This window comes from Paenarthrobacter sp. OM7 (assembly GCF_029873575.1).
In the GTDB taxonomy this organism is placed as follows: domain Bacteria; phylum Actinomycetota; class Actinomycetes; order Actinomycetales; family Micrococcaceae; genus Arthrobacter.
The window spans coordinates 426,795-450,141 of sequence record NZ_CP123579.1 but is presented as its reverse complement, the minus strand read 5'-3'; the positions used below and the strand labels follow the sequence as shown (position 1 = coordinate 450,141).

Below are 23,347 nucleotides of genomic sequence, written 5' to 3'. Positions count from 1 at the left end.
GTTTTCTCAGCCGAGCAAGTGCACCATCTGCCCTGGCCTTGCTTGGCCCACCAAGTCCAGGTCTTCGTCGCGAACCATAGCAATCACCGGCGATTTGGCCGCTGCCGGACGGCCGGCCAACGCAATGACGGGAAGGCCCGACGGCGGCAGCACCACTGCGCCCAAGGCCAACGGTTGAGGATGGGCTGCTTGGGTTTCGGCAGCTGGAGCCGTTTGCACAACCTCAAGGGGCCGACCCATCAATCGCGCACCCACGCGGTCCGATTTCGGCGAGAGAGTCCACGGTTCCGTGGTCAATCGAAGCCACGTGCCGGCGTCGATATTCGGAGCCTGCGGGTAATCCGGCCCCTCTGGCACACGCGAAACCCTGGCAACTACCGGCCTCTCGGGGTCCAGTGCCCGCCGGGCGGGGTGGTTGGCCTCAGGGAAACCCTGGCCGTGTGGCTTTCCGAACGTCACGTACTCACCGGCCGACAGCGCCTGGCTGGGCGCCGACACACCACCTTGGACCCCTACGTAATAACGGATCCCAAACAACGCCGGCCCGAAATCCAACACCGCTCCGGGAGCTACCCTGACAGCTTTGTTCAGCGGAAATTCTGAACCGTTGAGCGTCACCACACCCTCGGCGCCTGTGACTGCGACAGCCGATCCCGTCACGAACCTGAGCCTCAGTCCGCCCACCAGCACTTCGAGTCCGGCCTCATGTTCAGGATTTCCCAGCAAGGCGTTCGCCAGGTGCAGGGACCTCCGGTCAAGGGCTTGATCGGGCTTGAGGGCAAGCGTCAGTGTTCCGGGGACCACCACCACTGCACTCATCCGGCAGACTCCTCCTTCACGAACCAGCAGAACGTTGCCTACACAGCATCAGGCCTAAGCGAACGCCTCTATCGGAACACCGGCCTGCTCAAGACCTTCCCGGACAGCAGCGGCCATATTGACAGCCCCCGGTGTGTCTCCGTGAATGCACAAGGAATCAGCCACTACTGGGACAACAGTTCCGTCGATGGCGAGGATTTCCTTGCGCGTTGCCAGCCTTACGGCCTGAGCCACCACCGCAGCGGGGTCATGCAGCACTGCGCCGTCCTGGCTACGGGGTACAAGTGTGCCGTCCGGAAGATAGGCACGGTCCACGAACGCCTCGCGGAATACTGGATGACCGGATTCTTCTGCGAGCTTCAGCCATTCGGAGCCCGGCAAGCCAAGCACGGGCAGCCCGGGATCGTAAGCGTGGACGGCCGCGACCACGGCTTCGGCCTGCTCGGCATCACGGACAATCCGGTTGTAGAGCGCGCCATGCGGCTTCACGTAATCCACCGACGCTCCCACAGCGTGGGCCATTCCATCGAGGGCGCCGAGTTGATACAAAACGTCGCCGAAGAGTTCGTCGAAGGTCATGTCCAGGGAACGCCGGCCGAAGCCCGCCAAGTCCCGGTAGCCCACGTGCGCTCCTACTCGGACATCCAGTTCAAACGCCGCCCGGCAGCTGTCCAACATGGTGAGAGGATCACCGGCGTGGAAGCCACACGCCACGTTGGCACTGCTCACGATGCGGAACATCGAGGCATCATCACCCATGGTCCAGGAGCCGAAGGACTCCCCGAGGTCAGCGTTCAGGTCCACTGTTACCGCCTTCCAGCGTGAGGGTGTCTGCCGCTTCGGGAGCGACGCCATTCTTTGGTGCATTGGGAAGCAACTCACCCGGGATGGTATCCGGCAGGGGGCCGAAGGCTTCCTTGGCGGTGGAGACCACGGCGCGGCCCATCATGAGGTTGCCGGCACCACCCACCACAGCGCCCACGCCGAAAGGCAGGGCACGGCCCAGGAATGCGGTCCCCTGGCGCTTCACAAGGTTCTTGAGGAAGGCCCGCTGGATGGAGTCGCGGATGACGCCAAAGCCGCTTCCCGGAATCTTCTTGGTGAGGGTCCTGCCCCAAGCGTTGGTTACGCCCTTTCCGCGGCCGAGCGATTGGCCACTCAGTGCCCCGAGCATGGACGTGCCTTCCTCGCCCAGCATGATGGCCATGACCATGGTTTGCGCACGTACGGGATCAGTAAGCCGGATTCCGTGGAGCTCCGCCAAGGACGACGCATAGAGGGCGGTAGTCTCCAGGAAGCCCACGGTGGCGAGCGCGGAAAGTCCCAGGGACGCTGCAGTTCCGATGCCGGGAACGACGGCCGTTGCACCCACCGCTGCACCTCCACCGGAGATGGCGAGCAAGTAGTGGCGCTCCAGTTTCGCTGCGAGTTGGGCCGGGGTGTCATGGGGGTGTCTGCGCTGCAGCCTGCGCAGGTTGGCCAGCACCAAGGGGCGCTGGACCTCGACAGCCTTCAGCAGGACATTATGGACGCCGGGCTTGGTGTTGCCTTCCTGATCAAAGACTGCGTTATGGGCTGTCTCTTGGGCGATTTTCACCGCCGGGTTGGGTCGCTTGGGCATCTTCACCTCTCCTTGGCAGCTGGGTCGTCATACTGGGAACTGCTGGATTCAGCCTATGCCACGCCCCTGACCTGCGAGACCTCCACGGGGTGCTATGTGGATACTATTCCGCGCACAGCGGACGTCCCAGCAGAGCTCCCGCGGCGTAGACTGGGGGCACTCACGGAAGCAGTCCACCCAGGACAGGAAGTATCCGTTATGAACGCCTCGGAAAAGAACGACCACGTTATCCGACACCACACCGACGCCCCGGCGGAGGGTGAAACCGAAGGCTGGGTTTCGCACGATACCGGCATCCACAGCCAGGATCCGGCGGAAGGCCCGGATATCGACGACGACGTGCCGCCGTCGGGCGCTTCATAACCCGGGTTCCTACCGCACGCGCCATTGGCAGGCGCGCCTTCCACAGCGCCAACGCCCAGGTCTAGGCTGGTGAAATGGCTGCGTTAAGAGCGCTGCGTCCGTTTGCGCACCGGGAATTCCGTGTGCTGATTTCCGCGCTGTCCATTTCCATTTTTGGATCGGGCATGTGGGCAGTGGCGATGGTCTACGAGGTGATTCACCTCGGCGGCGGTCCGTTGGAACTGTCACTGGTGGCCACTGCTGCCAGCCTGGGCCTGGTGGGTTTCGTGCTGGCCGGAGGCATTGCGGCCGACAGGCTCCCTCAACGGCTCCTGATTATTGCAGTAGAAGGCGCCAACCTGGCAGTCATCGCGACCATCACGGCGCTGGCCATGCTTGACGTGCTTGAGCTGTGGCATCTGGCCATCGGCGCCTTTGTCCTGGGTGTGGGGCAGGCGTTCTTCTTTCCGGCGTACTCGGCGATCCTGCCGCGTATCCTGCCCGCCGACGATCTCTTGGCCGCCAATGGCTTGGAGGGCACCGTGCGGCCGGTCCTGCAACAGGCAGCGGGCCCGGCACTTGCCGGAATCCTGGTGGCAGCGCTGTCACCGGCACACGCTGTGGCGGGAGTTGCCGTGTGTCATTTGCTGGCGTTCGGAATCGTGAACTTCCTGAGCCGGCAAACTCTGGGAACGGACGCGGCTGGTACCGATGGGACACCAGCGAAGTCGTCCCTCTTCAAGGACCTCGCGGAAGGGTTCAGCTACACCATCCGCACCCCTTGGCTGCTGTGGACCCTGATCTGGGCCTGCCTGTCAGTGCTGTTCCTGATCGGACCCATCGAGGTCCTGCTGCCGTTCGTTGTCCAGGACCAATTGGGCGGCGACTCGAGGATGTTCGGGTTCCTGCTGGCCATCATGGGCGTAGGAAGCGCCATCGCCGCGCTGGCTACCGCATCCTTTCGTCTGCCCCGCCGCTACCTGACAGTGATGGTGCTGACGTGGGGCCTCGGCAGCCTGCCCGTGGCGGCCATTGGGTTCATGAACAGCTTTTGGATGCTCGGCGCTGCCATGCTGATCTTCGGAGTCACAGAGGGGATCGGCACCGTCATCTGGGGAACGTTGCTGCAGCGTCGCGTGCCACGGCATCTACTGGGCCGGATTTCCAGCCTGGACTTCTTTGTTTCCCTGGCTCTGATGCCGGTTTCCATGGCCCTCGCCGGCCCCATGGCGGAAGTGGTTCCGATCTGGCTGATCTTCTTCGTCGGTGGTTTGGCGTGCCCCATCATGGCCTTTGTTGCCCTCTTCGTGGCACGCATGATGACGGATGAGATCCAGCATCCCTTGACGTCGGGTAGCTCCGATGCTGAGACTGCAGACACCCAGCCAGACGCTGTGTAGCGTGGGCACCACCACGTTGCTCTACCGCCCTGCCGGGTACACCGTCAGCAGGCGCCTGCTCCCAGCCCGTGCTACTTGCCGGCAGCCAGCGTGCCGATCTGATCCCCGCCTTGGCCGAAAACAGCCAGTTTTCCGTCTTCCTGGATCTTGGCGGTGGCAGCGTTCGAGAGCCATGTGTCAACGCCTTGGCAAGCCATCCGAGTAGACGAAAAACCTCCGAACGATACGGTTTTTCCGTCCTCTTTCCAGGAGCCGACAAGCCTGTTGCAACCATCCGTTCCGGTGGCACTTCCGTCTGACTTCATGTCAAGGGAGGGCTGCTTGGCGTCACTGGTATCACCCCAGACTCCGACGAACGGGCTGGTGCCGCTTCCCACGCAGCCCGCCAGGAAAGCAGCAGCCAAGAATGCCAGGGAAACAACGCGGACAATGCGGGTCTGGGTCTGCGCCATGCGGTCAGTCTAGGTTCACTGCAGGACCATGCACCATAGTCCGGACCCGCTGGCGGTGGGCTTCCGGTGGCGCTCACAATGCTGCTGATAACCGGATCGTGCGGCCGGTCGCGACTCAGACGACCGACCGCACTAGCCCGGTTTACGCAGCGACGGCGCCCCGGGCGGGCCCCAGAACCCGCCACACCCATCGCTGCCAACTCCGTCGGTGAACCGCAACGCAGCCGAAAAGGGCAACGGCGCAGTCCGCGGTTCAACGACATGGGCACTCAATATGTGCGTTGACCTGCGGAAACGTGACGCGGCGTTTGGAGAAATTCTTGACAAGGGCTGCCTCGCATTCAGCGCCAGCCCGAAGATCCTTACCACTGAACAACAACGCTTCCAGGAACGGCATCACATTTCCGTTGACCCGCCCACATATCAGTAGACAGAAAAACACCCAACGGATGCGCCCAGGAGCATGATGTGAAGTCACCCAACGGAATGGCCATGACGGCCTCCCCTGCGTTTACCGACGCACCGGATATCCACCTCTTGTTCATGGCGGGATTGGTGTTCCTGGCCGGTGTGGCCGGGGTTGGCGCGGTGACCCTCCTGCTCTTGTTGGCACCTTTCGCCGCGTTGCTGGTGGCCCGGCCCCGGACGAAAAAGATCCTCGAAAGTACCACTGCGCCTGCTGCGCCTGGCCCCATCCCCTTCCAAGACAATACGCCCGACGGCGGGAGCGGGAGCAGATTGTGGATCTGCTGATGGGGTTGTACCGCTGGCTTCATTCACCAAACACGGTTTAGTCCTCGAACCGCAGGTGGTTTTCGGTGCTGCCACTCAAGTGGGCGATGATGTCCGATGCGACGGCATGCAGTTTCTGGTTCCTGTGGCTGGAAGCTTTGGTCAGGAACTCGAAGGCTTCGTCCTGGGTGCATCGGCTCTGGGCCATGATGACCCCACAGGCCAGGTCGATAACAGTCCTGGAAGACATTGCTGTCTTCAGGTCCGCGTTGAGTTGCTCCACGGTTTCGATCCTGATGGCCAGACGCAACGTACTGCCGGTAACCTCCGTAAAAGCGGCAGCTTCGTCGATCACAGCCTGCGTGAAAGTACCGGCGTTGGGAGCAAAGAAGTTAATGACCGCCTGGGATGTTTCGCCCAGGTCCATGGGTACGCCCAAGGCGGAGTGAATACCCTCAGCAGCCAAGGCCCGGCTGTACTCCGGCCAACTGGTGTCGGTGGCAACGTCTGCCAGCAGCACCGGACGGCCCGCGTCCAGCGCTTCCAGGCAGGGGCCCTGCCCCAGGGACTGTTCGATCTTGTCCAGATGCACCGCCCTCGCACTGCTGCCCGCAACGGTGGCGGTGCGCTTGCGGCGGCGCAGCGTGAGTGCGCAGTCGATATTTTCACCGGCAACTTTGCTCATCGCATCGGCCGCGAAGCCGGTCACACCGTTGAGGATCGCGTGGATGTCCGAGCTGCCAACCACCAACTCATGCAAGCTTCGGATGTGTTCGGCACTCCCGTTGGGTTCCATAGGCCTAATCGTAGGAAGTGTTGGGCCTCCCGTCACGTGCTGTCCCGAGTGGCACGGTGTCCAAAGTGAAACGGTCGACGGCGGGTACCTCCGTCCGTCGAGCGCTTGCAGCAAAATCTTGCGCATCAGCCGGTATTCCCGGACAACGCAACCAGCTCGCAGGCGCTTTCGAACTACATTCAATTACCGCAGCCCTGCCGAGTGCGCCAAGGCAATTGCCTCCGCCCTGGAACGCACGTCGAGTTTCCGGAAGAGATTCCGGATGTGGAACTTCACTGTGTTTTCACTGATGTGGAGGGCACCGGCGATGCTCCTGTTCCGCTGCCCAGCGGTGAGCAACTGCAGGACCTCCAGCTCGCGTGGTGCCAGATCCCAGACGGCTACATCGCCGCCGGGGGCTGGCGGTGGATCCAGCGGCAGCACGACGGAAATGTCCGCGCCCCAGCCCTGCATCACTTCAAGGGACATCCGCCCGTCAACGGCCTGCACCCGCTGTTGCAGCCGGGCAATGCTGGGCGAATCCGGCGAGAGTGCGCCCAGGCCGTCGTCGCGGACGTTGATCAACAGGTTCCCGCCATCGCAATCCCACTGCGCGCGGACCCTCCGGACGTCCGGTTGCTCCGCAATGGCCAGGACCAGCCCGCGGACAACGGCACGCGCGGCATGGGCCACTTCGCCAGGGAGTGCACGACCGTTGGCGGGTGGCTCGATGAACTGGATGTCGATATTGCTGAAGTGCATCAGGGGCCGGAGGTCCTCGCGCAGCCGCTCGAAAGCCGTCGCTACCGGTTCTTCCACCAGGTCGCTGGTGCGGTCGCTGAGTGTGCGCAGATCCACCAGGGCTTTGACGGCGAGGTCAGTCACGGAGGCGCGCGCCGCGGCGTCGTTCATTGACGTCGACCGCAGGGCAGCGAGCAGGGTTTCGAGGGTGGTGGAGTGCTGGTCTACCAACTCGGCCGTCACTCGGATCCGCTCAGCGGATGCGGCCCGCGATTCCAAAAGGTACGACGGCGGCGCGTCGGTCACTTTTTCATGGATGCGTCGGGCGGTTAATCGCCATAGGTAGGTGAGAAGACGGAGAGCCTCCTCTTCCGCTTCCGAACCGTCCGACCCTTCCAGTCCGGCAGTCATGGAGGGGTCTGTCAGGACCAACAGCGCTTGGCTGGGCGCGTAGCCCAAGGCGAGAACCTCCCGCTCCCTACCCGCGATGACCGCAGAAGTGCGCCACGGATCCTCCCCCGGCATCGCTGCCCTCAGCCGGTCCAATTCTGTGATGGAAACACGGCTGACGATGCCCTCATCGCCCGCCTTTTTCTGGGGCCGGCCAGTGCAGTCCTCAGTGAAGATGACCAGGGCGCTGCCCGCCAGGAACGGGAGCGTGGCCCCGCGGAGGCTTTCGGCAATACGGTTCAGCGGCGCGGCAGCGAGGTCGCTGACGGCGTGAAGGAGGTCCCAGTTCTGCATCGGCCCAGCATACGTTCCAGTGAAGAGCGGGCACTACCCAAAGGGGTAGGAAAAGCTGTCACAAAACAGCGTTCCGCCCACCCATCAACTGCACCAAGCTGGAACGGAAGACATTCACGGCAACTGAAGGAGAAAGTGTGGACGCTGTCGCAGAAAAGCACGTCCTGAGCCAAACACCAGCCCAGGCCGCCCTCAACCTGTCCCTGATCCAGGGCGAGATAGTGAGCACCACCAACGCGATCGACGTTGGTCAGTTGGCAGTCCTCGCCGAAAGAATCCGCAGGGCGGAACGGGTCTTCCTCGCCGGGGCCGGACGCAGCGGGCTGGTGCTCCGCATGGCAGCCATGCGCCTCATGCATCTGGGCCTGACGGTCCACGTCGCTGGGGACACCACAACACCCGCCATCGCCGCCGGCGACCTCCTTGTGCTGGCCTCCGGCTCGGGGACCACGTCCGGAGTGGTCAAGGCAGCCGAAACAGCCATCGCCGCCGGTGCAAACGTCGCTGCCGTGACCACCAACCCGGGATCACCCCTGGCGGGATTGGCCGATGCGTTGGTGATTATTCCCGCCGCCCAGAAGACCGATCATGGCTCCAGCCTTTCCCGCCAGTACTCCGGCAGCCTGTTCGAGCAATCCCTTTTCCTCGCAACCGAGGCAGTGTTCCAAACCCTTTGGGAGAACACGGACGAGCCTGCCGAACAACTCTGGCTGCGCCACGCCAACCTCGAGTAGCCCGACCCAAGCCTGCACCGCCCGTTCCAAAACAAACCCTCCGAAAGAAAGAAAAACCCATGAAACTTCAGGTAGCACTGGATCTCCTCACCGTCGAGGACGCCCTTGAACTGGCCGGCAAAGTGGCCGAGCACGTGGACATCATCGAACTCGGCACGCCGCTGATCAAGGCCGCCGGGCTCTCGGCTGTCACTGCCATCAAGGAAGCGCACCCCACCAAGATCGTCTTCGCCGACATGAAGACCATGGATGCCGGCGAGCTTGAAGCCGACATCGCGTTCAACGCCGGAGCGGACCTGGTTTCCGTCCTGGGCACGGCCGACGATTCCACCATTGCCGGCGCGGTAAAGGCTGCAAAGGCCCACAACAAAGGCATCGTTGTGGACCTGATTGGTGTGGCAGACAAGGCTTCCCGCGCCAAGGAAGCCCGCGCGCTGGGTGCCACGTTCGTCGAGTTCCACGCAGGCCTGGATGAGCAGGCACAGCCCGGATACAACCTGCGCAGCCTGCTCAACGCCGGCGAGGAAGCACGCGTCCCGTTCTCAGTTGCCGGCGGCGTGAACGCTGGAACCATCGCAGCAGTCCAGCTGGCAGGTGCCGATGTCGCCGTCGCAGGCAGCGCCATCTACAGCGCCGCGGATCCCGAGCTGGCAGCCAAGGAACTGAAGGCAGCCATCAACTAGTTCAGCCCTCTACCGCAAACGTCGACCTGCCCATCCGGGCAGGTCGACGTTTGTGCTGGCGCCGCGCCGCCGTCGTACGGCAGTGAAGTACGACGGCGGCAGGCGGCTTTCGCTGGCTACGGGACCTCTAGAGGTTCTCCACCAGGGAGACGTCGCGGACGGCGCCCTTGTCCGCGGACAGTGCCATGGCGGCATAAGCGCGCAGCGCAGGTGAGACGTGCCGTTCGCGGTCCTTCGGCTTGTAGCCCCCGTTCACTTCAAGCTTTTCCCGGCGTTCGGCCAGGATCTCGTCGGAGACCTGCAACTGGAGGGAGCGCTGCGTGATGTCGATGCTGATGATGTCGCCATCCTCCACCAGGGCGATGGCGCCACCGGAGGCAGCCTCCGGTGAGATGTGGCCGATCGACAGGCCGGAGGTGCCACCGGAGAAGCGGCCGTCCGTGATGAGGGCGCACTTTTTGCCCAGGCCGCGGCCCTTGAGGAACGAGGTTGGGTAGAGCATTTCCTGCATGCCCGGGCCGCCCCTGGGGCCTTCGTAGCGGATGACCACCACGTCGCCTTCCTTGATGGTCTTGTTCAGGATTTTCTCCACGGCTTCGTCCTGTGACTCGCACACAACTGCGGGGCCTTCGAAGATCCAGATGGACTCGTCCACGCCTGCGGTCTTCACCACAGCGCCGTCCACTGCGACGTTGCCGCGCAGCACAGCCAGGCCACCGTCCTTGGAGAACGCGTGCTCGACGGATCGGATGCAACCACCCTCAGCGTCGGTATCCAGGGAGGTCCACTGGTTCGACTGCGAGAAAGCGGTGGAGGAACGGACGCCACCGGGGGCTGCGTGCCACAGTGCTTGCGCTTCCTCGGTGGCCTTGCCGCCGCGGATGTCCCAGTCGTCCAGCCAGCCATCCAGATCATTGGAGTGCACCGAGTGGACATTCTTGTGCAGGAGGCCGCCGCGGTTCAGCTCGCCCAGCAGGGCGGGGATGCCGCCAGCGCGGTGGACATCTTCCATGTAATACGTCTTGTCCCCAGCGACGTTCGGCGCCACCTTGGCCAGGCACGGCACTTGGCGGGACTTGGCGTCCATTTCGGCCAGGCCGTACTCCACGCCCGCTTCCTGGGCTGCAGCCAGCAGGTGCAGGATGGTGTTGGTGGAACCGCCCATGGAGATGTCCAGGGCCATGGCGTTATCGAAGGCCTCGGCGGTAGCGATGGAACGCGGCAGCACCGAGTCGTCGTCGCCGTCGTAATAGCGCTTGACGAGCTCGACGACGGTGGCGCCGGCTTTCTCGTACAGCGCCTTGCGCGCGGTGTGGGTCGCCAGTACGGAGCCGTTGCCCGGCAGGGCCAGGCCGATCGCCTCGGCGAGGCAGTTCATGGAGTTGGCGGTGAACATGCCGGAGCACGAACCACAGGTGGGGCAGGCGTTCTCTTCGATGAGGTTGATGTCTTCATCGGAGATGGATTCGTCCACGGCGTCGGCAATCGCGTTCACCAGGTCCAGGGAGCGCACGGAACCGTCGGTCAGCGTAACCCGGCCGGCTTCCATCGGGCCGCCGGAGACGAACACTACGGGGATGTTCAAACGCAGGGCGGCCATGAGCATGCCCGGGGTGATCTTGTCGCAGTTGGAGATGCAGACCAAGGCATCGGCGCAGTGGGCGTTGACCATGTACTCCACGGAGTCGGCGATCAGGTCGCGGGACGGCAGGGAGTACAGCATGCCGGAGTGGCCCATGGCGATGCCGTCATCCACGGCGATGGTGTTGAATTCGCGCGGCACAGCGCCCGCGGCGAGGATCGCATCGGAGACGATCCGGCCCACGGGGGCAAGGTGGGTGTGGCCGGGGACGAATTCGGTGAAGGAGTTGGCCACGGCGATGATCGGCTTGCCGATGTCGGTGTTGGCGACGCCGGAGGCGCGCAGCAGTGCGCGGGCGCCGGCCATGTTGCGGCCGTGGGTAACTGTTCTTGAGCGTAGTGCAGGCATGAAACCATCCTGCTGTTGTTCTACAGCGGGTGGAAGACGGTGTTGCTACTAGTAGTGAAAGTACCAGAGTAATAGTGTTGGGTCCGTGAAAGATGAGAGACGCAAGGAACTGGGACTCTTCCTCCGGACGCGGCGCAACCAAGCCCTTCGTTCCGACTACGGCCTGCCGCCTGTGGGACGTTCCCGCGAGCGCGGGCTGCGCCGGGAAGAGATCGCTTTCCTGTCCGGCGTCAGTGTCACCTGGTACACCTGGCTGGAGCAAGGGCGGGACATCAGCCCCTCGCGCCAGGTGCTGGAATCCATTGCACGGGCGCTGCATCTCTCCGACACCGGGCTGGGCTATGTACTGTCGCTGGGTGGATATTCATCCACTCCACCGAAGGGCCCGGTGGCCGCCGATGCTCCCGCACATGTGCAACGTCTCTTGGACGCTTTGGACCCGAACCCTTCTTACGCTTTGTCCCCGGACTGGGGAATCGCCGGATGGAATCGCGCGTACGAAGCGCTCTACCCCAACATCGGGACGTTCGATGCCTCGGACCGGAACCTCCTGTGGCTCGTCTTCACCGATCCCTACATCCGCGACCTGTTGCCCGACTGGGACGTGACCAGCAAGCGCTTTTTGGCGGAGTTCAGGGCGGAAACCGGCCAACGGTTGGGTGACCCCGATGTGGAGTACCAGGTAGGCCGACTCAAGGAAGCCAGCGCGGAGTTCCAGGAAAGCTGGGACCGGTACGACATCCTGGGCTTCGAATCCCGTGAGCGCCAGTTCCACCACCCTGCTGTTGGCGTGTTGCATCTGGAACACCACCAGGTCTCGCCGTCGGACCGGCCGGACCTGCACATCGTGGTCTACACGCCCGCGCCCGGGAGCGATGCCGGGGAGCAGATGCAGCGGTTGATGGGGATCTGAAGCACGGTGCCGGGCACCCGGTTCAGCTGAGCTCCTGCTTGTCCAGGACGAAGTGCGCAGGCGTCGACGCGACGCCGTTTGCCTGGACCACAACGTAGTGCTGCCCCGGGTAATAGGAACGGGTTGTTATGGGGCGGAACGAGTGCGTTTTTGTGACAGTGACAGTCTCGCCGGGAGGAATGCGGCGGGACGTGAGCTTAAAGGTCTTGGCGCTGACCGTGCCGTTGGCCCGTTGGAACCCGATGGAATAGTCAATGGCTGCGTTGGCGGGCTGGGGGCCTTGGTTGACTACCTCGGCTGAAAATTCCACAGTTCCATCCCAGGCGACTGCCGTGTGGCTGAGCTGGGGCTCCCTGACGACGAGCTGGCCGCCGGTGTAGCCCAGGAGGGCGAGCGCCTCCGGATTGCCTCGCTTAACCAAGGTCCTGAGTCCATGCCGTATCACCTTGGGTGTGGTGTCATCAGGTTTGCCTGACCAACGGAGCGCGGTAGCCAGCACCAGCTGGGGATCGATCCGGCTCAGGTCGTTGAGATGGTTCGCTGCGGAGCGTCGGACATAGTCGGTGGGATCCAGATAGGTGGCATCAAGGATTCCCTGCGTCGCGGCGGGATTGGCCACCAGCCAAGGTACCCGCCTAGCCCATGGCAGGTAGGCGCGGGAGCCCTCCGTTGCGAGGCGGCGGACGTGTTCGTCGTGGTGATTCGTCCAGGTTTGCATCGTCGCCAGGGCACGTTCCGGCCGGGCAGCGATGAGGTCGCGGATAGCGAACTCTGCCGTGAGCCTCCCAGTAAGGCGGGCCAGGACCGTGAGCGCAGCGTCAAAGTCGGTCAGCGACCCCGATTGAAGCGCCCTGGCGGCCACGACTTCGGTGGCCGGCCAGACCATCCATCCCGTAAACCGGGGGTCATCGAGAGCATCGAGCATGATCCTCTGAACATCGGAGGATCCCGCCGGTAAGTCCTGAAGGAGGGCATCCCTCACAACATCCACCCGCTGCCGGAGCCGTTGCCCGTCGAGGGCGCCATGTGAGCGCTCCAGCGTTGGCAGCTCAATGCCGGGACCGGCGCTCATGAGGAGGGACCGCAGCTCGGTCACCACCTTGGAATTGATCAGCTCATCCATGGTGCCCATACATTTCCTCCTTCGCCGGTGTTGTCATCGTAGGCGACGGGAGAGACATCGAAAGCGGGCATGCACAAGCGCCAAGCGTCAGGCTGGCAGCTGGCTGGCAACCCGTGGCGCCTCCGGTGCCGGCAAGCCTTCACCGGTTTGACCGTAGAGCCAGTCGTTGTACTGGAAATCGTTGTCCCTGCGGCTCTTGAAGAGCAGGTTTCGCAGCGTCCGGGCCAGTCCGGCGACGTGCCAGGATTCGCCCCACACACGGGCGGTGCGCTGGACGCGGGCAGTGCGGGCTGCTCGGACAGTGTTGAACGCGGCAATTGCCTCATCCCACGCATCCGGATTGACGCCGTCAGCTGTGAAGACCGTGCCGGCGCTGACGTCCTGCAGCACGGCGGCGTCCTCGAGTGCCTGGCAGGCGCCTTGGGCGAGGTACTGCAGCATGGGGTGGGCGGCGTCGCCCATCAGGACCATGCGGCCGGCAATCCAGTTTTCGATCGGATCGCGATCGTACATGGGCCAGCGAATGCCCGTGCCGAGGTTCGCGAGGGCTGCCTGCACGGCGGGAACACAATCCTTGTAGGCGGCCTGGAGCTCGTCCACTCCCCCATACTGCTCTTCACCGCGCTCAAATGACGGCGATTTGAAGACGGCCACGGTGTTCAGCAGTTCGCCCTTGCGCAGGGGGTACTGCACCAAGTGGCAGTCGGGGCCGAGGTAGACCACCACGTCCTCGAGGTCGGCTGCCGGGGTCTCAGGGGTAATGGGGACGGTGCCGCGGTACGCAACGTAGGCGGAGGAGACAGGCTCATCGGATGCCACCAGTGGCCGCAACGTGGACTTCAGCCCGTCGGCGCCGATCACCACATCTGCTTCATAGTCCACACCGGCTGCTGTGTGCACCACGCCGCGGCCGTTGACGGTTTCCACGCTGTCCACCATGACGTCGTTGACCAGTTTCACGCCCGCCGCTTCGCATCCTTCCAGGAGCACACGGTGCAGGTCGCTGCGGTGGATCACCAAATACGGGGCGCCATAGCGTTCCTCAAACTCGCCGCGCAGCGACTGGCGCGTGAGCTCTTCACCGGTGGTCGCGTCGCGGAATACCAGGTGCTTGGGCTGCACGCCGACCTCAAGCGCCTTCTCCAGCAGGCCCCAGCGTTTCAGGACCCGCGAGGCGTTCGGCGCCATCTGCAGGCCGGCTCCCACCTCGCCGAATTCGGGTGCGCGTTCCACCAGCGTGACGTTCGCACCGTTTTCGCGGAGGGCCAATGCGCCGGCCAGCCCGGCCATTCCCCCTCCCACAACCAGGACATCAGTGGACGTGGTGTACTCAGACATTGTTTGCTCCTTGGGAGATCTTTGATTTGATGTTGAGTCCGACGGCGGCCAGAAGGACCGCTGCGAGGGCGGCGGCGCCGGCGAACGCGAGGAAGTTGGAGTTGACGCCCAGCCCGGCTGCCAGCAGGAGCCCACCCACCTGGGGTGCGATGACGGCGCCAATGCGGCCGGTGCCCAGCGCCCAGCCAAGCGCGGTTCCGCGCAGATGATCGGGATAGTGGCTGGCTACCGCGGCGATGATCAGGCACTGCGTGCCGTGCGTTCCGACGCCGGCCAGCACCAGGGCGAGGTACACCACGGCCACTGAAGGCCCGGTCAAGAGAACCAGAAGCCCGACGGCGGCCACAGCGGCTGCCGCTATCGCCGTCGGAATCGGGCCGAAGCGCGTGCCGGCCCACGCGGTAATCACCGATCCGGCAACGGCTCCGAGATTCAGGGCCAGTGCGAACGTCAGCGCCGAGCCGAGGTTGTAGCCGGCCAGTTGCATGAGGTTGGGCAGCCAGGTTCCCAAGCCGTACCAGGCGAAAAGGGTGGCGATGGTGGCCAAGGCGAACAGTACGCTGACGCCGAGGTAAGGCGCGCGCAGGAGGGATCCAAAGCCGGGTTTGGGGCCCTGGAACTGGGGGGTCCCCGAGGCCTTGCCCGGCGGTAGTGTCTCAGGGATGTACTTCATACCCAGTGGCACGACGATCACCAGCGCCAGGACGGCCACCAGGAACATTGCCTGCCACCCGAAGGCTGGAATCATGGGAATCCCCACCAGCGCAGCAATGGACCCGCCGATCGGCACCCCGGACATCATTAACGTTGCAATGGTGGAACGCCACTTTGCAGGGACCAGTTCGGCAACCAGTGCATTGGCTGAGGGCACCAGACCACCCAGGCCAATTCCGGCCAGGAGCCGGAGGGCACCGAAGATCGCGGCGTTGGGAGCAAAGGCACAGAGGACAGTGAAGACAGAGAACAGAACCGCGCATCCGAGGATGGTTTTGCGCCTGCCCCAGGAATCAGCCATGCGGCCGGCGAAGATGGCGCCGATCATCATGCCGAGGAACGCCATGGAACCGATGGTGCCCGCCGTTGCTTTGGTGAGCCCCCACCCGGTGTCGGAGATCAGGGACGATTGCACGGTGCCGTAGACAATCAGGTCATAGCCGTCGAAGACCACCAGCAGCCAGCAGACCAGGACAGCCAGGGCCGACCCTTTGGAAAAGCGCGGGGTGTGGCCCTCAATACCGGCGGTGGGCCGTTGCGACGCTGCAGCGGGAAGTGTGTGATTCATCCCACCACTGTCCTGTCCATCGGCAATAGAGCACCATAGAATTCTGTTGTGCAGAATAATCCGACTTCCACATCCAGCCGTAAGCCGGTACAGAAACGGCCTACCTACTCCATTGAGGCCGTGGATAACGCCCTCCAACTCCTGCAGTTGCTACGGGATGGCGGCGCACTCCGGCTCAAGGACGCCGCCGCGGAGTTGGGCGTCGCCCCGTCAACGGCCCATCGCCTTTTGGCAATGCTGGTTTACCGTGGATTCGCCGTTCAGGACGAGAACCGCCGCTACGTTCCGGGCCCTGCGATGGGTGTCGGCCCCGCTGGCCTGAGCTGGACGCGGCTGCTCCGCGACCTCGCCCAGCCGCACATGGAACTTCTTTCCGGTCAACTCAACGAGACCGTCAACCTCATGGTCCGCGTGGGTACCAAGGTCCGTTTCCTGTCCACCGTGGAGGGCAGCAACGTGCTGCGCGTGGGTGACCGCCAAGGCACCGTCATGCCCGCAAACAGGACCTCCGGCGGAAAAGCGATGCTTGCAGAACTGGAGCCCGTGATGATCGAGCAACTGTTCCGAAGCCATAACGCGGAGATCGGCGGAGACACCATCCCGGACAAAGAATTCCCGGCCTTCCTCCGCGAACTGGAAACCACCAGGAGCAACGGGTTTGCTGCCAATTTTGAGGGAACCGAGGAGGGTGTCAGCGCCTTGGGCATGGCCCTGCATAACGGGCATGGCTCGGTGGTGGGGGCGCTCAGCGTCGCCACGCCTGCCACACGGTTCCGTAAGGTGTTCGACGCCGGCCTGGTCACCGCGATGCGCGAGACCTGCCGGCAGTTGGAGGTAGACATAGCGGCGAACCCCACCGACTGAGCAGCGCATCACGTCAAGCAGCCTCCACCCACGCCTTGCGAGGCCCGCTCTGCGCGAAAAGAATCCCGCGAAGGGTGCAGAGCAGGCCTCACAAGGCAGGAACTAATTCTGTACAGCAGAATATTCTCGGACTGATGCTCAAGCATCCCTAGGGTCGAACTACGCCAACGAACTGTTCGGACCCTATCCAGGAGGCCTACGTGTCCATCAGCGCCGAGAACACGACTCATGAATCTGTGGCCGCCAGCCACGCCTTGCCGGAGCCCACTCCGGAGGAAGCTGCCCAGTTGGAGCAGTTGTATAAGGACTTCGCTGCCGGGAACATGATTCCTTTGTGGACTGAGATCGGTGATTTGATGCCGATGGTCCCCGCCCCTAAGGCTGTCCCGCATGTGTGGCGCTGGAATGATTTGTATCCTCTGGCTGCCCGCGCCGGCGATCTGGTTCCGGTGGGCCGGGGTGGCGAGCGGCGGGCCATAGCCCTGGCGAACCCCGGCCTTGCTGGCACCCCTTACGCGACCCCAACATTGTGGGCAGCGATCCAGTACCTGGGCCCGCACGAGGTAGCTCCGGAGCACCGGCATTCGCAGAACGCGTTCCGTTTCGTCGTCGAGGGCGAAGGCGTCTGGACCGTCGTGAACGGGGACCCCGTAGCGATGCGCCGCGGCGATTTCCTGCTCACCCCGGGCTGGAACTTCCACGGCCACCACAATGACACCGACCAGCCGATGGCGTGGATCGACGGGCTGGACATCCCGTTCGTGCATTATGCCGATGCCGGGTTCTTCGAGTTCGGCACCGAACGTGTCACCGACGAAGCCACCCCGGACATTTCCCGTTCCGAACGGCTATGGGCCCACCCGGGCCTGCGACCCCTGTCCGGTCTCGATGACACCACCAACTCCCCCATCGCCGCGTACCGCTGGGAACACACCGACGCAGCCCTGCGGGAGCAGTTGTTGCTGGAGGACGAGGGCCACCCTGCAACCGTCTCGCAGGGCCATGCCGCCATCCGGTACTCTAACCCGACCACCGGTGGGGACGTTATGCCCACCATCCGGGCCGAGTTCCACCGCCTGCGCGCCGGCGCCACCACCGAGCCGCTTCGTGAGGTGGGCTCCAGTGTGTGGCAGGTCTTCGAGGGCACCGGCAACGTGGTGTTGAACGGCGAAACCAAGGCCCTGGCCAAGGGCGACCTGTTCGTGGTCCCGTCCTGGCAGGAATGGTCATTGCAGTCCGAGACAGAGTTTGATCTTTTCCGTTTCAGCGACGCCCCCATCTTTGAACGACTGAACTTCAACCGCAGCTACACCGAAGGACGCAAGTAAATGAGACTCCTGACCCTCCGCACCGAAAACGCCGCCGGCAAAGGCACCGTGGCCGTCCGCCAGGACGGCGACACCCTCACGGAGATCCCCGGCTTCGCCGATGTCGGCGCGCTGCTCGCGGACCCCGCCTGGGAGGAAAAGGCGAAGGCGGCCAACGGCGCAACGCACGCGCTCGACGGCGCCGACCTCGCCGCCGTCGTGCCCGCACCCGGGAAGATCATCTGCGTGGGCCACAACTATCGCAACCACATCAAGGAAATGGGCCGGGAAATCCCCGAGCACCCCACCCTGTTCGCGAAGTACCAGGAATCGCTGATCGGCCCGAACGATGACCTCGCCCTGCCCCAGGAATCGGACACCGTGGACTGGGAAGCCGAACTCGCGGTGATCATCGGCAAGAAGGGCCGCCGCATCGCCGAGGCCGACGCCGCGGACCACATCGCCGGATACGCGGTCCTGAACGACATCAGCATGCGCGACTACCAGTTCCGCACCATCCAGTGGCTCCAAGGTAAGACCTGGGAGAACTCCACGCCATTCGGCCCGGCCCTGGTCACCAAGGACGAATTCACCGCCGGGCCGCTCATGACCTCCGCCGTGGACGGTGAAATCCAGCAGTCCACCCCCACCGGCGACCTCGTCTTCACCCCCGAATTCCTGGTCTCCTACATCTCCACCATCATCACCCTGAACCCCGGTGACGTGATCGCGACCGGCACCCCCGGCGGCGTAGGCCACGCCCAAGACCCTAAGCGGTACCTGCAGGAAGGCCAGCTCCTGGTCACCACCATCGAGGGCCTGGGCCAGCTGAACAACCGCGTGGTCAAGGAAGCCTGATGGTCGCCCGCCACGATCTCGCCACCGATCCGGGCCTGCAGGCAGACCTCCTGCAGGCCCGGCGGGGCACCGCGTTCTTCGCCCGCAAACTGAACGAACTCTCCGATGCAGAGCTCGACGGCGGCACCCTCCTTCCGGACTGGACGCGCCGCCATGTGGTGGCGCACGTGGGATACAACGCCCGTGCGATCGCACGGCTGCTCGAATGGGCTGCCACCGGGGTGGAGACGCCCATGTATTCCTCTCCCGAGGCACGGAACCACGAGATCAGCTTCGGCGCGACCCTGTCCCCGATCGCGTTGCGGAACCTGTTCGACCATTCCGCCGTGCACCTGTCCGTCGAATGGCGAGACCTCCCGGATGAGAACTGGACCCACGAAGTCCGCACCGCCCAAGGCAGGACCGTCCCGGCGTCCGAGACCGTGTGGATGCGCACCCGCGAAGTCTGGGTCCACGCCGTGGACCTGGACAACGGAGCCACGTTCAACGACATCCCGGCCCCCGTCCTCGAACGTCTGCTCAAAGACATCACCGGCGCTTGGAAAACCCGCGGCACAGACACCGGACTCCTCATCAACGTCAACGACACCGCCGGAAACGGCGCCGCACTCACGTTCGGCGACACCAGTGCCACCAACCCAACGATCATCACCGGTCCCCTGCCCGCCGTCGTCGAATGGGCCACGGGCCGCGGCACCTCCGGTGTCACGGCCACCGGACCCAGTGCCGAAAGTGCCGTTCTGGCCGCCCCGAAGTGGATTTAGCCAGCCCACCCATGGCGATGCGCGCCCAGTAAGCGCACTATGGGGAGATGAACGCCTCCAGCGCCGATGATTGGGTGCAGGGAGGTTCCGGTAGCTTCGGGCCTGGCCTGCACCCGTGGAGCCGTTATGTGGCGTTGGGCGACTCGTTCACCGAAGGGTTGGGCGACCCCGAGCCGCGAAGCCCCGGAGGCCTGCGCGGCTGGGCGGACAGGGTGGCGGAAGAACTGAGCACCGGCCACGAGGATTTCGCTTACGCCAACCTGGCCATCAGTGGACGCTTGCTGCACGAGATCATGGCGGAGCAGGTTGGCCCGGCACTGGACCTCAAACCAGATCTGATCACCCTCAACGCCGGCGGCAACGACCTTCTCTTCCATAGGAGCGATCCTGACAAACTCGCCATGGAGCTGGATGCAGGAGTGGCAGCGTTGGCCTCCACCGGCGCCACCATCCTGCTGTTTACTGGTCCGGACTGGGGCGCCACCCCAGTGTTGGGCCTGGCCCGCGGCAAGGTGGCCATCTACAACGAGAACATTCGGGTAGTGGCTGCCCGCCACGATGCCGTCGTGGCCGATCTATGGGCGTTGCGTGAGCTGACCGACCCCAGAATGTGGGATCCGGACCGACTCCACTTCTCGCCGCTTGGCCAGCACACTATCGCCATCATGGTGCTCAATACCCTCAACGTTCCCCACTCCCTGGAGCCGTTGACACCCAAACCATTGCCGGAGCGCAACTGGCGCGAGGCCCGGGCCGGAGACATCGTCTGGGCCCGCGAGCACCTCTTCCCTTGGGTCGTGCGTCGCCTGAAGCAGCGGAACGCCGACGACGGCCGGCACCCCAAGCGACCTGAACCCGGCCCGGTGTTCGGCGCCGGGATGCCCCCCGGTACATTCGTCGGCAACGACCCCCGGAACATCACCGACTGACTCACGGAGCCGAAGGATCGCTCCCGTCAGAGATCTCAAACTCGCCAATGACCGACTTCCCGTCAGCTTCATAGACCGGCACGTGGAAGGTTTGAGCCGATACGCATGCCGGTAAACCCTGCCGTGGTGCCGGTCGTACAGCAGCCCGAAAGCCTCTCCCTCACCGTTGAGGTGAGGGTCGCCGTCGTTGTTGTGAAGACTGTCAGCCGGCAGGCTGGGATTCTGTTTGTGCCCGGATGCTCCACGCCGACCAGTCCAGCGGGTGAACCGAGGGGCGTCCCAAGAGATATCCCTGGGCTGCGGTGATGTTGAGCGCCGTCACTTCCTCGAGTTCTTCGGCCGTCTCGATGCCCACAGCAATGACTTCCGCCCCGAGCTCCCTGGCGAGCTCAACGATCGCCTTGGCCCGGATCCTTTGGCCTTCGCTGCTTTCGATGCCTTCAATCAGGTGGCGGTCCAGCTTGATGATGTCCGGTCGCAGTTGCTCCACCCGCTCCAATGCGACCAACGCTGCTCCGGAGGCGCTGACGGCCAGGCGCAAACCCAAGGCGCGCAGCGGCCCGAGTCCGTCGCGGCCGGTTTGGCCTCCGACGTCGGCCAGGCTGCCGGTGAGTTCGACAATGATCCGGTCCGGCGCGAGTGCCGCAGCGGCCAGCAGGTTCCGGACCCTGGGGTCGCTGGAGGTAGCGGGGGTGAGATTAAGGGCCACGGACATGGTTTCCGGGACGTCGTGCGCCGCGGTGAGGGCGCAGTGGAGGGCAGCGATCTCCAACTCGGTTCCCAGCCCCGCGGCAGCAGCCTCGCTGAACCAGACATCGGCGCCGGCGCCGTCTTCACCGACGAACCGGGTGAGTGCTTCAACACCCACTACGTCGCCGTTGGGGAGTGCATGGACAGGCTGGAAGGCGGTCAGCAGAAGCTTGTCCGCCAGGACCGCCTGGATTCCTTCCCGGACTTCGTGGCTGACGGGAACCGACACGGTCCGCGCTGCGTCAACAGACTCAAGGTGCACGCTGGCGGATTCGAGGTGAACCGGCACCGTAGCTGCCGGCGCGGCCTCTTTGCGGGTTTCCAGCAGATGCTCCAACAAGGCACGCTGAGGGTCTTCGGGATGTGCCTCCAACAACGCACCCAGCCTGATTCTGGCGGCTTCGCTGCGCGGTTCGGTATCGGCAAGGATGGATTCGATGATGTCGTTCACCTGCTCGCGCATGGTCGCCTTAGCAGGCGGCGACGTTTCGGCAGGCGGTGACGCGTTGGCGGCATCCTGTGAAAGAGAGCCCTCTTCTTGAGCCATCAGCTATTCCTTTATGTGTATCCCCCGCTGGCAGAGCCAGACAAACTACCTGACCGGCCCATCTGTGGGCCCTGTCACGAATAATACAGAAGAACACTTCGCCGTTGTGCCGGTGCGCTTTTCCAGTCGCGCAAAACAGTGTCGCGCGGCTGCAGGCCTGAGATGCTTAGGGGGTGACGTCCCTTTCAACGGAAGCACCCCGCACCGCGCTCAGCTGGAAACTATTACCGGCGGCGCTGCTTTCGCTGTCCGGCATTCCCCTCTTTGCGATGGGAAATGAACTGCTCGGCTACGGCTTGCTGCTGGCCAGTGTTGTCACCGCCGCCTTCATTGACAGCCGGCTGATGCAGCACCTCGCGCTGATCGCGGCCGGCATGACCATCTTCAGCCTGGTGCCTCTCAATGCCGACCTCAGTACGGAGCACATGGCCCTGATGGGCGGGGCGCTCGCGCTGGCAGTGCTGGTGCCGTGGCTGGTGTCCCGCTTTGTGTATCGGGAAGACATCATCAAATTCCCCATCAACACCGGCAGGAAATGGCCCTTGGCAGCAAAGCTGTACTTGATAGGCGTCGTTGCCTTGGGCTATTTCATCCTGCCCGTCTACCTGATCAGCACCGGCGTGTACCAAAACTGGCCCGACGCCTCCGATCCCGACATCTTCTGGCGGCTCTTCCTGGGCGTTAACGCCGTAGGAATCTGGGACGAACTGTTCTTCATCTGCACCACGTTCACCCTGCTGCGACAACACTTCCCGGACTGGCTGGCGAACCTCCTGCAAGCTGTGGTTTTCTCCTCATTCCTGTGGGAAATCGGATATCAGTCCTGGGGTCCCTTGCTGACGTTCCCGTTCGCGTTGCTGCAGGGGTACACCTTCAAGCTGACCAAGTCGTTCACCTACGTGGTGTCAGTGCACCTGCTGTTCGACTTCGTGTTGTTCCTGGCACTGGTCCACGCCCACAACCGGGATTGGCTGCCGATCTTCCTGTACTAGAGATGGTCCGCTACCGGGGAGCCCGCAGCACCTGCCCACGCCTCTTCGGAAACCTCGATTTCCTGTGCCATGTCATCCAGGAAGCGCATCACGATCATCCGTTCTTCCGGAGCGAGACGGGCAGCCGCCAGAAAACGCTTGGCTTGCTGCCGTCCCACCGTCCGCATCGCAGCCTCGTGCGTTTCGGGGGTGATGGCTATGGCGAGGGCCCTCCGATCAGACGGGTGGGCCCGTCGCGTGACGTGTCCCGCGCGTTCCAACCGGTCGAGCAACTTGGTGGTTGACGCCGTCGAGATGCTGAGGCGGGAGGCTATTGCGCCGGGGGTGGCAATCACGCCATGGTTCGCGCAGACAATCAAATAGTGCAGTGCACGCATGTCTGATTGGTTGAGCTTCATGTACCTCAGGGAGGCGTCGGACAGCCGCTGTTCTGCCTCTCGCAGCCGCCCCAGGGCAGCCATGAGGTCACTGATCTGCTGGACATCCTCGTCGGAGAGACCGGATCGGTCCACTAATTCCGCGTGAGGATCGTTGGCGTCCAGATGATAAACGCCGGAGGAAACCGGGGTCCCGGCTTCTTCAGGAATCTCTTCAGGACTGGACATGATGAGTATGTTACACCCAACTTCCTACATGGTAGCCTTTCT

The 23,347-nt window shown here is 63.8% G+C and carries 25 protein-coding genes; 13 read left to right on the top strand and 12 right to left on the bottom strand.

Going from position 1 to position 23,347, the window contains the following annotated elements:
* Positions 1 to 6: 6 nt before the first annotated feature.
* Genes QEH68_RS02205 through QEH68_RS02195 form a run of 3 tightly spaced genes read right to left on the bottom strand, consistent with a single transcriptional unit; the run spans position 7 to position 2,440 of the window.
* A complete protein-coding gene (locus QEH68_RS02205; protein WP_280626213.1) occupies positions 7 to 819 on the bottom strand; it encodes a biotin-dependent carboxyltransferase family protein in 813 nt (270 codons plus the stop codon).
* Between the two features lie 54 nt (positions 820 to 873).
* Complete coding sequence (locus QEH68_RS02200) at positions 874 to 1,623, bottom strand: 5-oxoprolinase subunit PxpA (protein ID WP_280626210.1); 750 nt, start codon at positions 1,621 to 1,623, stop codon at positions 874 to 876.
* On the bottom strand, positions 1,607 to 2,440 hold the full coding sequence (locus tag QEH68_RS02195) for a hypothetical protein (RefSeq protein ID WP_280626209.1): 834 nt from the start codon (positions 2,438 to 2,440) through the stop codon (positions 1,607 to 1,609). The genes QEH68_RS02200 and QEH68_RS02195 overlap by 17 nt, the downstream gene beginning before the upstream one ends.
* A 198-nt stretch (positions 2,441 to 2,638) precedes the next feature.
* Between QEH68_RS02195 and QEH68_RS02190 the strand changes: the two genes are divergently transcribed.
* Together QEH68_RS02190 and QEH68_RS02185 are read left to right on the top strand one after the other, a co-directional pair.
* The gene (locus QEH68_RS02190) at positions 2,639 to 2,803 is read left to right on the top strand and encodes a hypothetical protein (protein WP_280626207.1); all 165 of its coding nucleotides are present in this window, start codon (positions 2,639 to 2,641) and stop codon (positions 2,801 to 2,803) included.
* A gap of 74 nt (positions 2,804 to 2,877) precedes the next feature.
* Positions 2,878 to 4,182 carry an MFS transporter gene (locus QEH68_RS02185; RefSeq protein ID WP_280626205.1) on the top strand — a complete coding sequence of 435 codons (1,305 nt, stop codon included), beginning with the start codon at positions 2,878 to 2,880 and terminating at the stop codon, positions 4,180 to 4,182.
* Positions 4,183 to 4,253: 71 nt separating this feature from the next.
* Here QEH68_RS02185 and QEH68_RS02180 read toward each other — a convergent pair whose 3' ends face one another.
* Positions 4,254 to 4,634: an META domain-containing protein gene (locus tag QEH68_RS02180; RefSeq protein ID WP_280626204.1), complete on the bottom strand. Its 381-nt coding sequence runs from the start codon at positions 4,632 to 4,634 to the stop codon at positions 4,254 to 4,256.
* 208 nt (positions 4,635 to 4,842) lie between these two features.
* Here QEH68_RS02180 and QEH68_RS02175 point away from each other — a divergent pair, with 208 nt between their 5' ends.
* Positions 4,843 to 5,064, top strand: a complete 222-nt coding sequence (locus tag QEH68_RS02175) for a hypothetical protein (RefSeq protein WP_280626202.1) — start codon at positions 4,843 to 4,845, stop codon at positions 5,062 to 5,064.
* 38 nt (positions 5,065 to 5,102) lie between these two features.
* The gene (locus QEH68_RS02170; protein WP_280626200.1) at positions 5,103 to 5,387 is read left to right on the top strand and encodes a hypothetical protein; all 285 of its coding nucleotides are present in this window, start codon (positions 5,103 to 5,105) and stop codon (positions 5,385 to 5,387) included.
* Positions 5,388 to 5,424: 37 nt separating this feature from the next.
* Here the strand turns inward: QEH68_RS02170 and QEH68_RS02165 are convergent, their stop codons facing one another.
* Together QEH68_RS02165 and QEH68_RS02160 are read right to left on the bottom strand one after the other, a co-directional pair.
* Positions 5,425 to 6,162, bottom strand: a complete 738-nt coding sequence (locus tag QEH68_RS02165; RefSeq protein WP_280626198.1) for a GAF and ANTAR domain-containing protein — start codon at positions 6,160 to 6,162, stop codon at positions 5,425 to 5,427.
* 183 nt (positions 6,163 to 6,345) lie between these two features.
* The gene (locus tag QEH68_RS02160; RefSeq protein ID WP_280626196.1) at positions 6,346 to 7,626 is read right to left on the bottom strand and encodes a LuxR C-terminal-related transcriptional regulator; all 1,281 of its coding nucleotides are present in this window, start codon (positions 7,624 to 7,626) and stop codon (positions 6,346 to 6,348) included.
* Between the two features lie 218 nt (positions 7,627 to 7,844).
* Between QEH68_RS02160 and hxlB the strand changes: the two genes are divergently transcribed.
* Positions 7,845 to 8,360 carry a 6-phospho-3-hexuloisomerase gene (gene hxlB, locus QEH68_RS02155; protein WP_280627953.1) on the top strand — a complete coding sequence of 172 codons (516 nt, stop codon included), beginning with the start codon at positions 7,845 to 7,847 and terminating at the stop codon, positions 8,358 to 8,360.
* Positions 8,361 to 8,419: 59 nt separating this feature from the next.
* A complete protein-coding gene (gene hxlA / locus QEH68_RS02150; RefSeq protein ID WP_207595966.1) occupies positions 8,420 to 9,043 on the top strand; it encodes a 3-hexulose-6-phosphate synthase in 624 nt (207 codons plus the stop codon).
* 127 nt (positions 9,044 to 9,170) lie between these two features.
* Here the strand turns inward: hxlA and ilvD are convergent, their stop codons facing one another.
* Positions 9,171 to 11,033: a dihydroxy-acid dehydratase gene (ilvD, locus tag QEH68_RS02145; RefSeq protein ID WP_207595965.1), complete on the bottom strand. Its 1,863-nt coding sequence runs from the start codon at positions 11,031 to 11,033 to the stop codon at positions 9,171 to 9,173.
* Between the two features lie 85 nt (positions 11,034 to 11,118).
* Between ilvD and QEH68_RS02140 the strand changes: the two genes are divergently transcribed.
* A complete protein-coding gene (locus tag QEH68_RS02140; RefSeq protein ID WP_280626192.1) occupies positions 11,119 to 11,946 on the top strand; it encodes a helix-turn-helix transcriptional regulator in 828 nt (275 codons plus the stop codon).
* 22 nt (positions 11,947 to 11,968) lie between these two features.
* On the opposite strand, the gene QEH68_RS02135 is transcribed toward QEH68_RS02140, so the two are convergent.
* The 3 genes from QEH68_RS02135 to QEH68_RS02125 form a co-directional block, all read right to left on the bottom strand.
* Entirely contained in the window at positions 11,969 to 13,078 is a 1,110-nt protein-coding gene (locus QEH68_RS02135; protein ID WP_280626190.1) for a DNA alkylation repair protein, read from the bottom strand.
* Between the two features lie 78 nt (positions 13,079 to 13,156).
* Positions 13,157 to 14,407 (bottom strand): FAD-dependent oxidoreductase, encoded by a 1,251-nt coding sequence (locus QEH68_RS02130; protein WP_280626188.1) that lies wholly within the window; start codon positions 14,405 to 14,407, stop codon positions 13,157 to 13,159.
* Positions 14,400 to 15,689, bottom strand: a complete 1,290-nt coding sequence (locus tag QEH68_RS02125) for an aromatic acid/H+ symport family MFS transporter (protein WP_280626186.1) — start codon at positions 15,687 to 15,689, stop codon at positions 14,400 to 14,402. The genes QEH68_RS02130 and QEH68_RS02125 overlap by 8 nt, the downstream gene beginning before the upstream one ends.
* A 48-nt stretch (positions 15,690 to 15,737) precedes the next feature.
* Here QEH68_RS02125 and QEH68_RS02120 point away from each other — a divergent pair, with 48 nt between their 5' ends.
* The 5 genes from QEH68_RS02120 to QEH68_RS02100 all read left to right on the top strand — a co-directional run bounded on the left by QEH68_RS02120 (position 15,738) and on the right by QEH68_RS02100 (position 20,411).
* A complete protein-coding gene (locus tag QEH68_RS02120) occupies positions 15,738 to 16,553 on the top strand; it encodes an IclR family transcriptional regulator (RefSeq protein ID WP_089593360.1) in 816 nt (271 codons plus the stop codon).
* A 200-nt stretch (positions 16,554 to 16,753) separates the two neighbouring features.
* Positions 16,754 to 17,881: a cupin domain-containing protein gene (locus tag QEH68_RS02115; RefSeq protein WP_280626183.1), complete on the top strand. Its 1,128-nt coding sequence runs from the start codon at positions 16,754 to 16,756 to the stop codon at positions 17,879 to 17,881.
* Positions 17,882 to 18,718 (top strand): fumarylacetoacetate hydrolase family protein, encoded by an 837-nt coding sequence (locus QEH68_RS02110; RefSeq protein WP_280626181.1) that lies wholly within the window; start codon positions 17,882 to 17,884, stop codon positions 18,716 to 18,718. It begins immediately after the preceding gene.
* Positions 18,718 to 19,482 carry a maleylpyruvate isomerase family mycothiol-dependent enzyme gene (locus tag QEH68_RS02105; protein ID WP_280626180.1) on the top strand — a complete coding sequence of 255 codons (765 nt, stop codon included), beginning with the start codon at positions 18,718 to 18,720 and terminating at the stop codon, positions 19,480 to 19,482. Before QEH68_RS02110 ends, QEH68_RS02105 begins: the two co-directional genes overlap by 1 nt.
* A 47-nt stretch (positions 19,483 to 19,529) precedes the next feature.
* On the top strand, positions 19,530 to 20,411 hold the full coding sequence (locus QEH68_RS02100) for an SGNH/GDSL hydrolase family protein (RefSeq protein WP_207595958.1): 882 nt from the start codon (positions 19,530 to 19,532) through the stop codon (positions 20,409 to 20,411).
* Positions 20,412 to 20,613: 202 nt separating this feature from the next.
* Here the strand turns inward: QEH68_RS02100 and QEH68_RS02095 are convergent, their stop codons facing one another.
* Complete coding sequence (locus QEH68_RS02095) at positions 20,614 to 21,708, bottom strand: EAL domain-containing protein (RefSeq protein WP_280626162.1); 1,095 nt, start codon at positions 21,706 to 21,708, stop codon at positions 20,614 to 20,616.
* A 173-nt stretch (positions 21,709 to 21,881) separates the two neighbouring features.
* Here QEH68_RS02095 and QEH68_RS02090 point away from each other — a divergent pair, with 173 nt between their 5' ends.
* The gene (locus QEH68_RS02090) at positions 21,882 to 22,700 is read left to right on the top strand and encodes a CPBP family intramembrane metalloprotease (protein ID WP_280626147.1); all 819 of its coding nucleotides are present in this window, start codon (positions 21,882 to 21,884) and stop codon (positions 22,698 to 22,700) included.
* Here the strand turns inward: QEH68_RS02090 and QEH68_RS02085 are convergent.
* Entirely contained in the window at positions 22,697 to 23,305 is a 609-nt protein-coding gene (locus tag QEH68_RS02085; protein ID WP_207595953.1) for a MarR family transcriptional regulator, read from the bottom strand. The genes QEH68_RS02090 and QEH68_RS02085 overlap by 4 nt on opposite strands.
* Positions 23,306 to 23,347: the final 42 nt, after the last annotated feature.

Excerpts from the sequence above, each read along its gene's own strand:
- QEH68_RS02205 (WP_280626213.1), bottom strand. The coding sequence starts at position 819 with ATGAGTGCAGTGGTGGTGGTCCCCGGAACACTGACGCTTGCCCTCAAG.
- QEH68_RS02195 (WP_280626209.1), bottom strand. The coding sequence starts at position 2,440 with ATGCCCAAGCGACCCAACCCGGCGGTGAAAATCGCCCAAGAGACAGCC.
- QEH68_RS02190 (WP_280626207.1), top strand. The coding sequence starts at position 2,639 with ATGAACGCCTCGGAAAAGAACGACCACGTTATCCGACACCACACCGAC.
- QEH68_RS02185 (WP_280626205.1), top strand. The coding sequence starts at position 2,878 with ATGGCTGCGTTAAGAGCGCTGCGTCCGTTTGCGCACCGGGAATTCCGT.
- QEH68_RS02180 (WP_280626204.1), bottom strand. The coding sequence starts at position 4,634 with ATGGCGCAGACCCAGACCCGCATTGTCCGCGTTGTTTCCCTGGCATTC.
- QEH68_RS02165 (WP_280626198.1), bottom strand. The coding sequence starts at position 6,162 with ATGGAACCCAACGGGAGTGCCGAACACATCCGAAGCTTGCATGAGTTG.
- QEH68_RS02160 (WP_280626196.1), bottom strand. The coding sequence starts at position 7,626 with ATGCAGAACTGGGACCTCCTTCACGCCGTCAGCGACCTCGCTGCCGCG.
- hxlA (WP_207595966.1), top strand. The coding sequence starts at position 8,420 with ATGAAACTTCAGGTAGCACTGGATCTCCTCACCGTCGAGGACGCCCTT.
- ilvD (WP_207595965.1), bottom strand. The coding sequence starts at position 11,033 with ATGCCTGCACTACGCTCAAGAACAGTTACCCACGGCCGCAACATGGCC.
- QEH68_RS02135 (WP_280626190.1), bottom strand. The coding sequence starts at position 13,078 with ATGGGCACCATGGATGAGCTGATCAATTCCAAGGTGGTGACCGAGCTG.
- QEH68_RS02130 (WP_280626188.1), bottom strand. The coding sequence starts at position 14,407 with ATGTCTGAGTACACCACGTCCACTGATGTCCTGGTTGTGGGAGGGGGA.
- QEH68_RS02125 (WP_280626186.1), bottom strand. The coding sequence starts at position 15,689 with ATGAATCACACACTTCCCGCTGCAGCGTCGCAACGGCCCACCGCCGGT.
- QEH68_RS02110 (WP_280626181.1), top strand. The coding sequence starts at position 17,882 with ATGAGACTCCTGACCCTCCGCACCGAAAACGCCGCCGGCAAAGGCACC.
- QEH68_RS02105 (WP_280626180.1), top strand. The coding sequence starts at position 18,718 with ATGGTCGCCCGCCACGATCTCGCCACCGATCCGGGCCTGCAGGCAGAC.
- QEH68_RS02100 (WP_207595958.1), top strand. The coding sequence starts at position 19,530 with ATGAACGCCTCCAGCGCCGATGATTGGGTGCAGGGAGGTTCCGGTAGC.
- QEH68_RS02095 (WP_280626162.1), bottom strand. The coding sequence starts at position 21,708 with ATGGCTCAAGAAGAGGGCTCTCTTTCACAGGATGCCGCCAACGCGTCA.
- QEH68_RS02085 (WP_207595953.1), bottom strand. The coding sequence starts at position 23,305 with ATGTCCAGTCCTGAAGAGATTCCTGAAGAAGCCGGGACCCCGGTTTCC.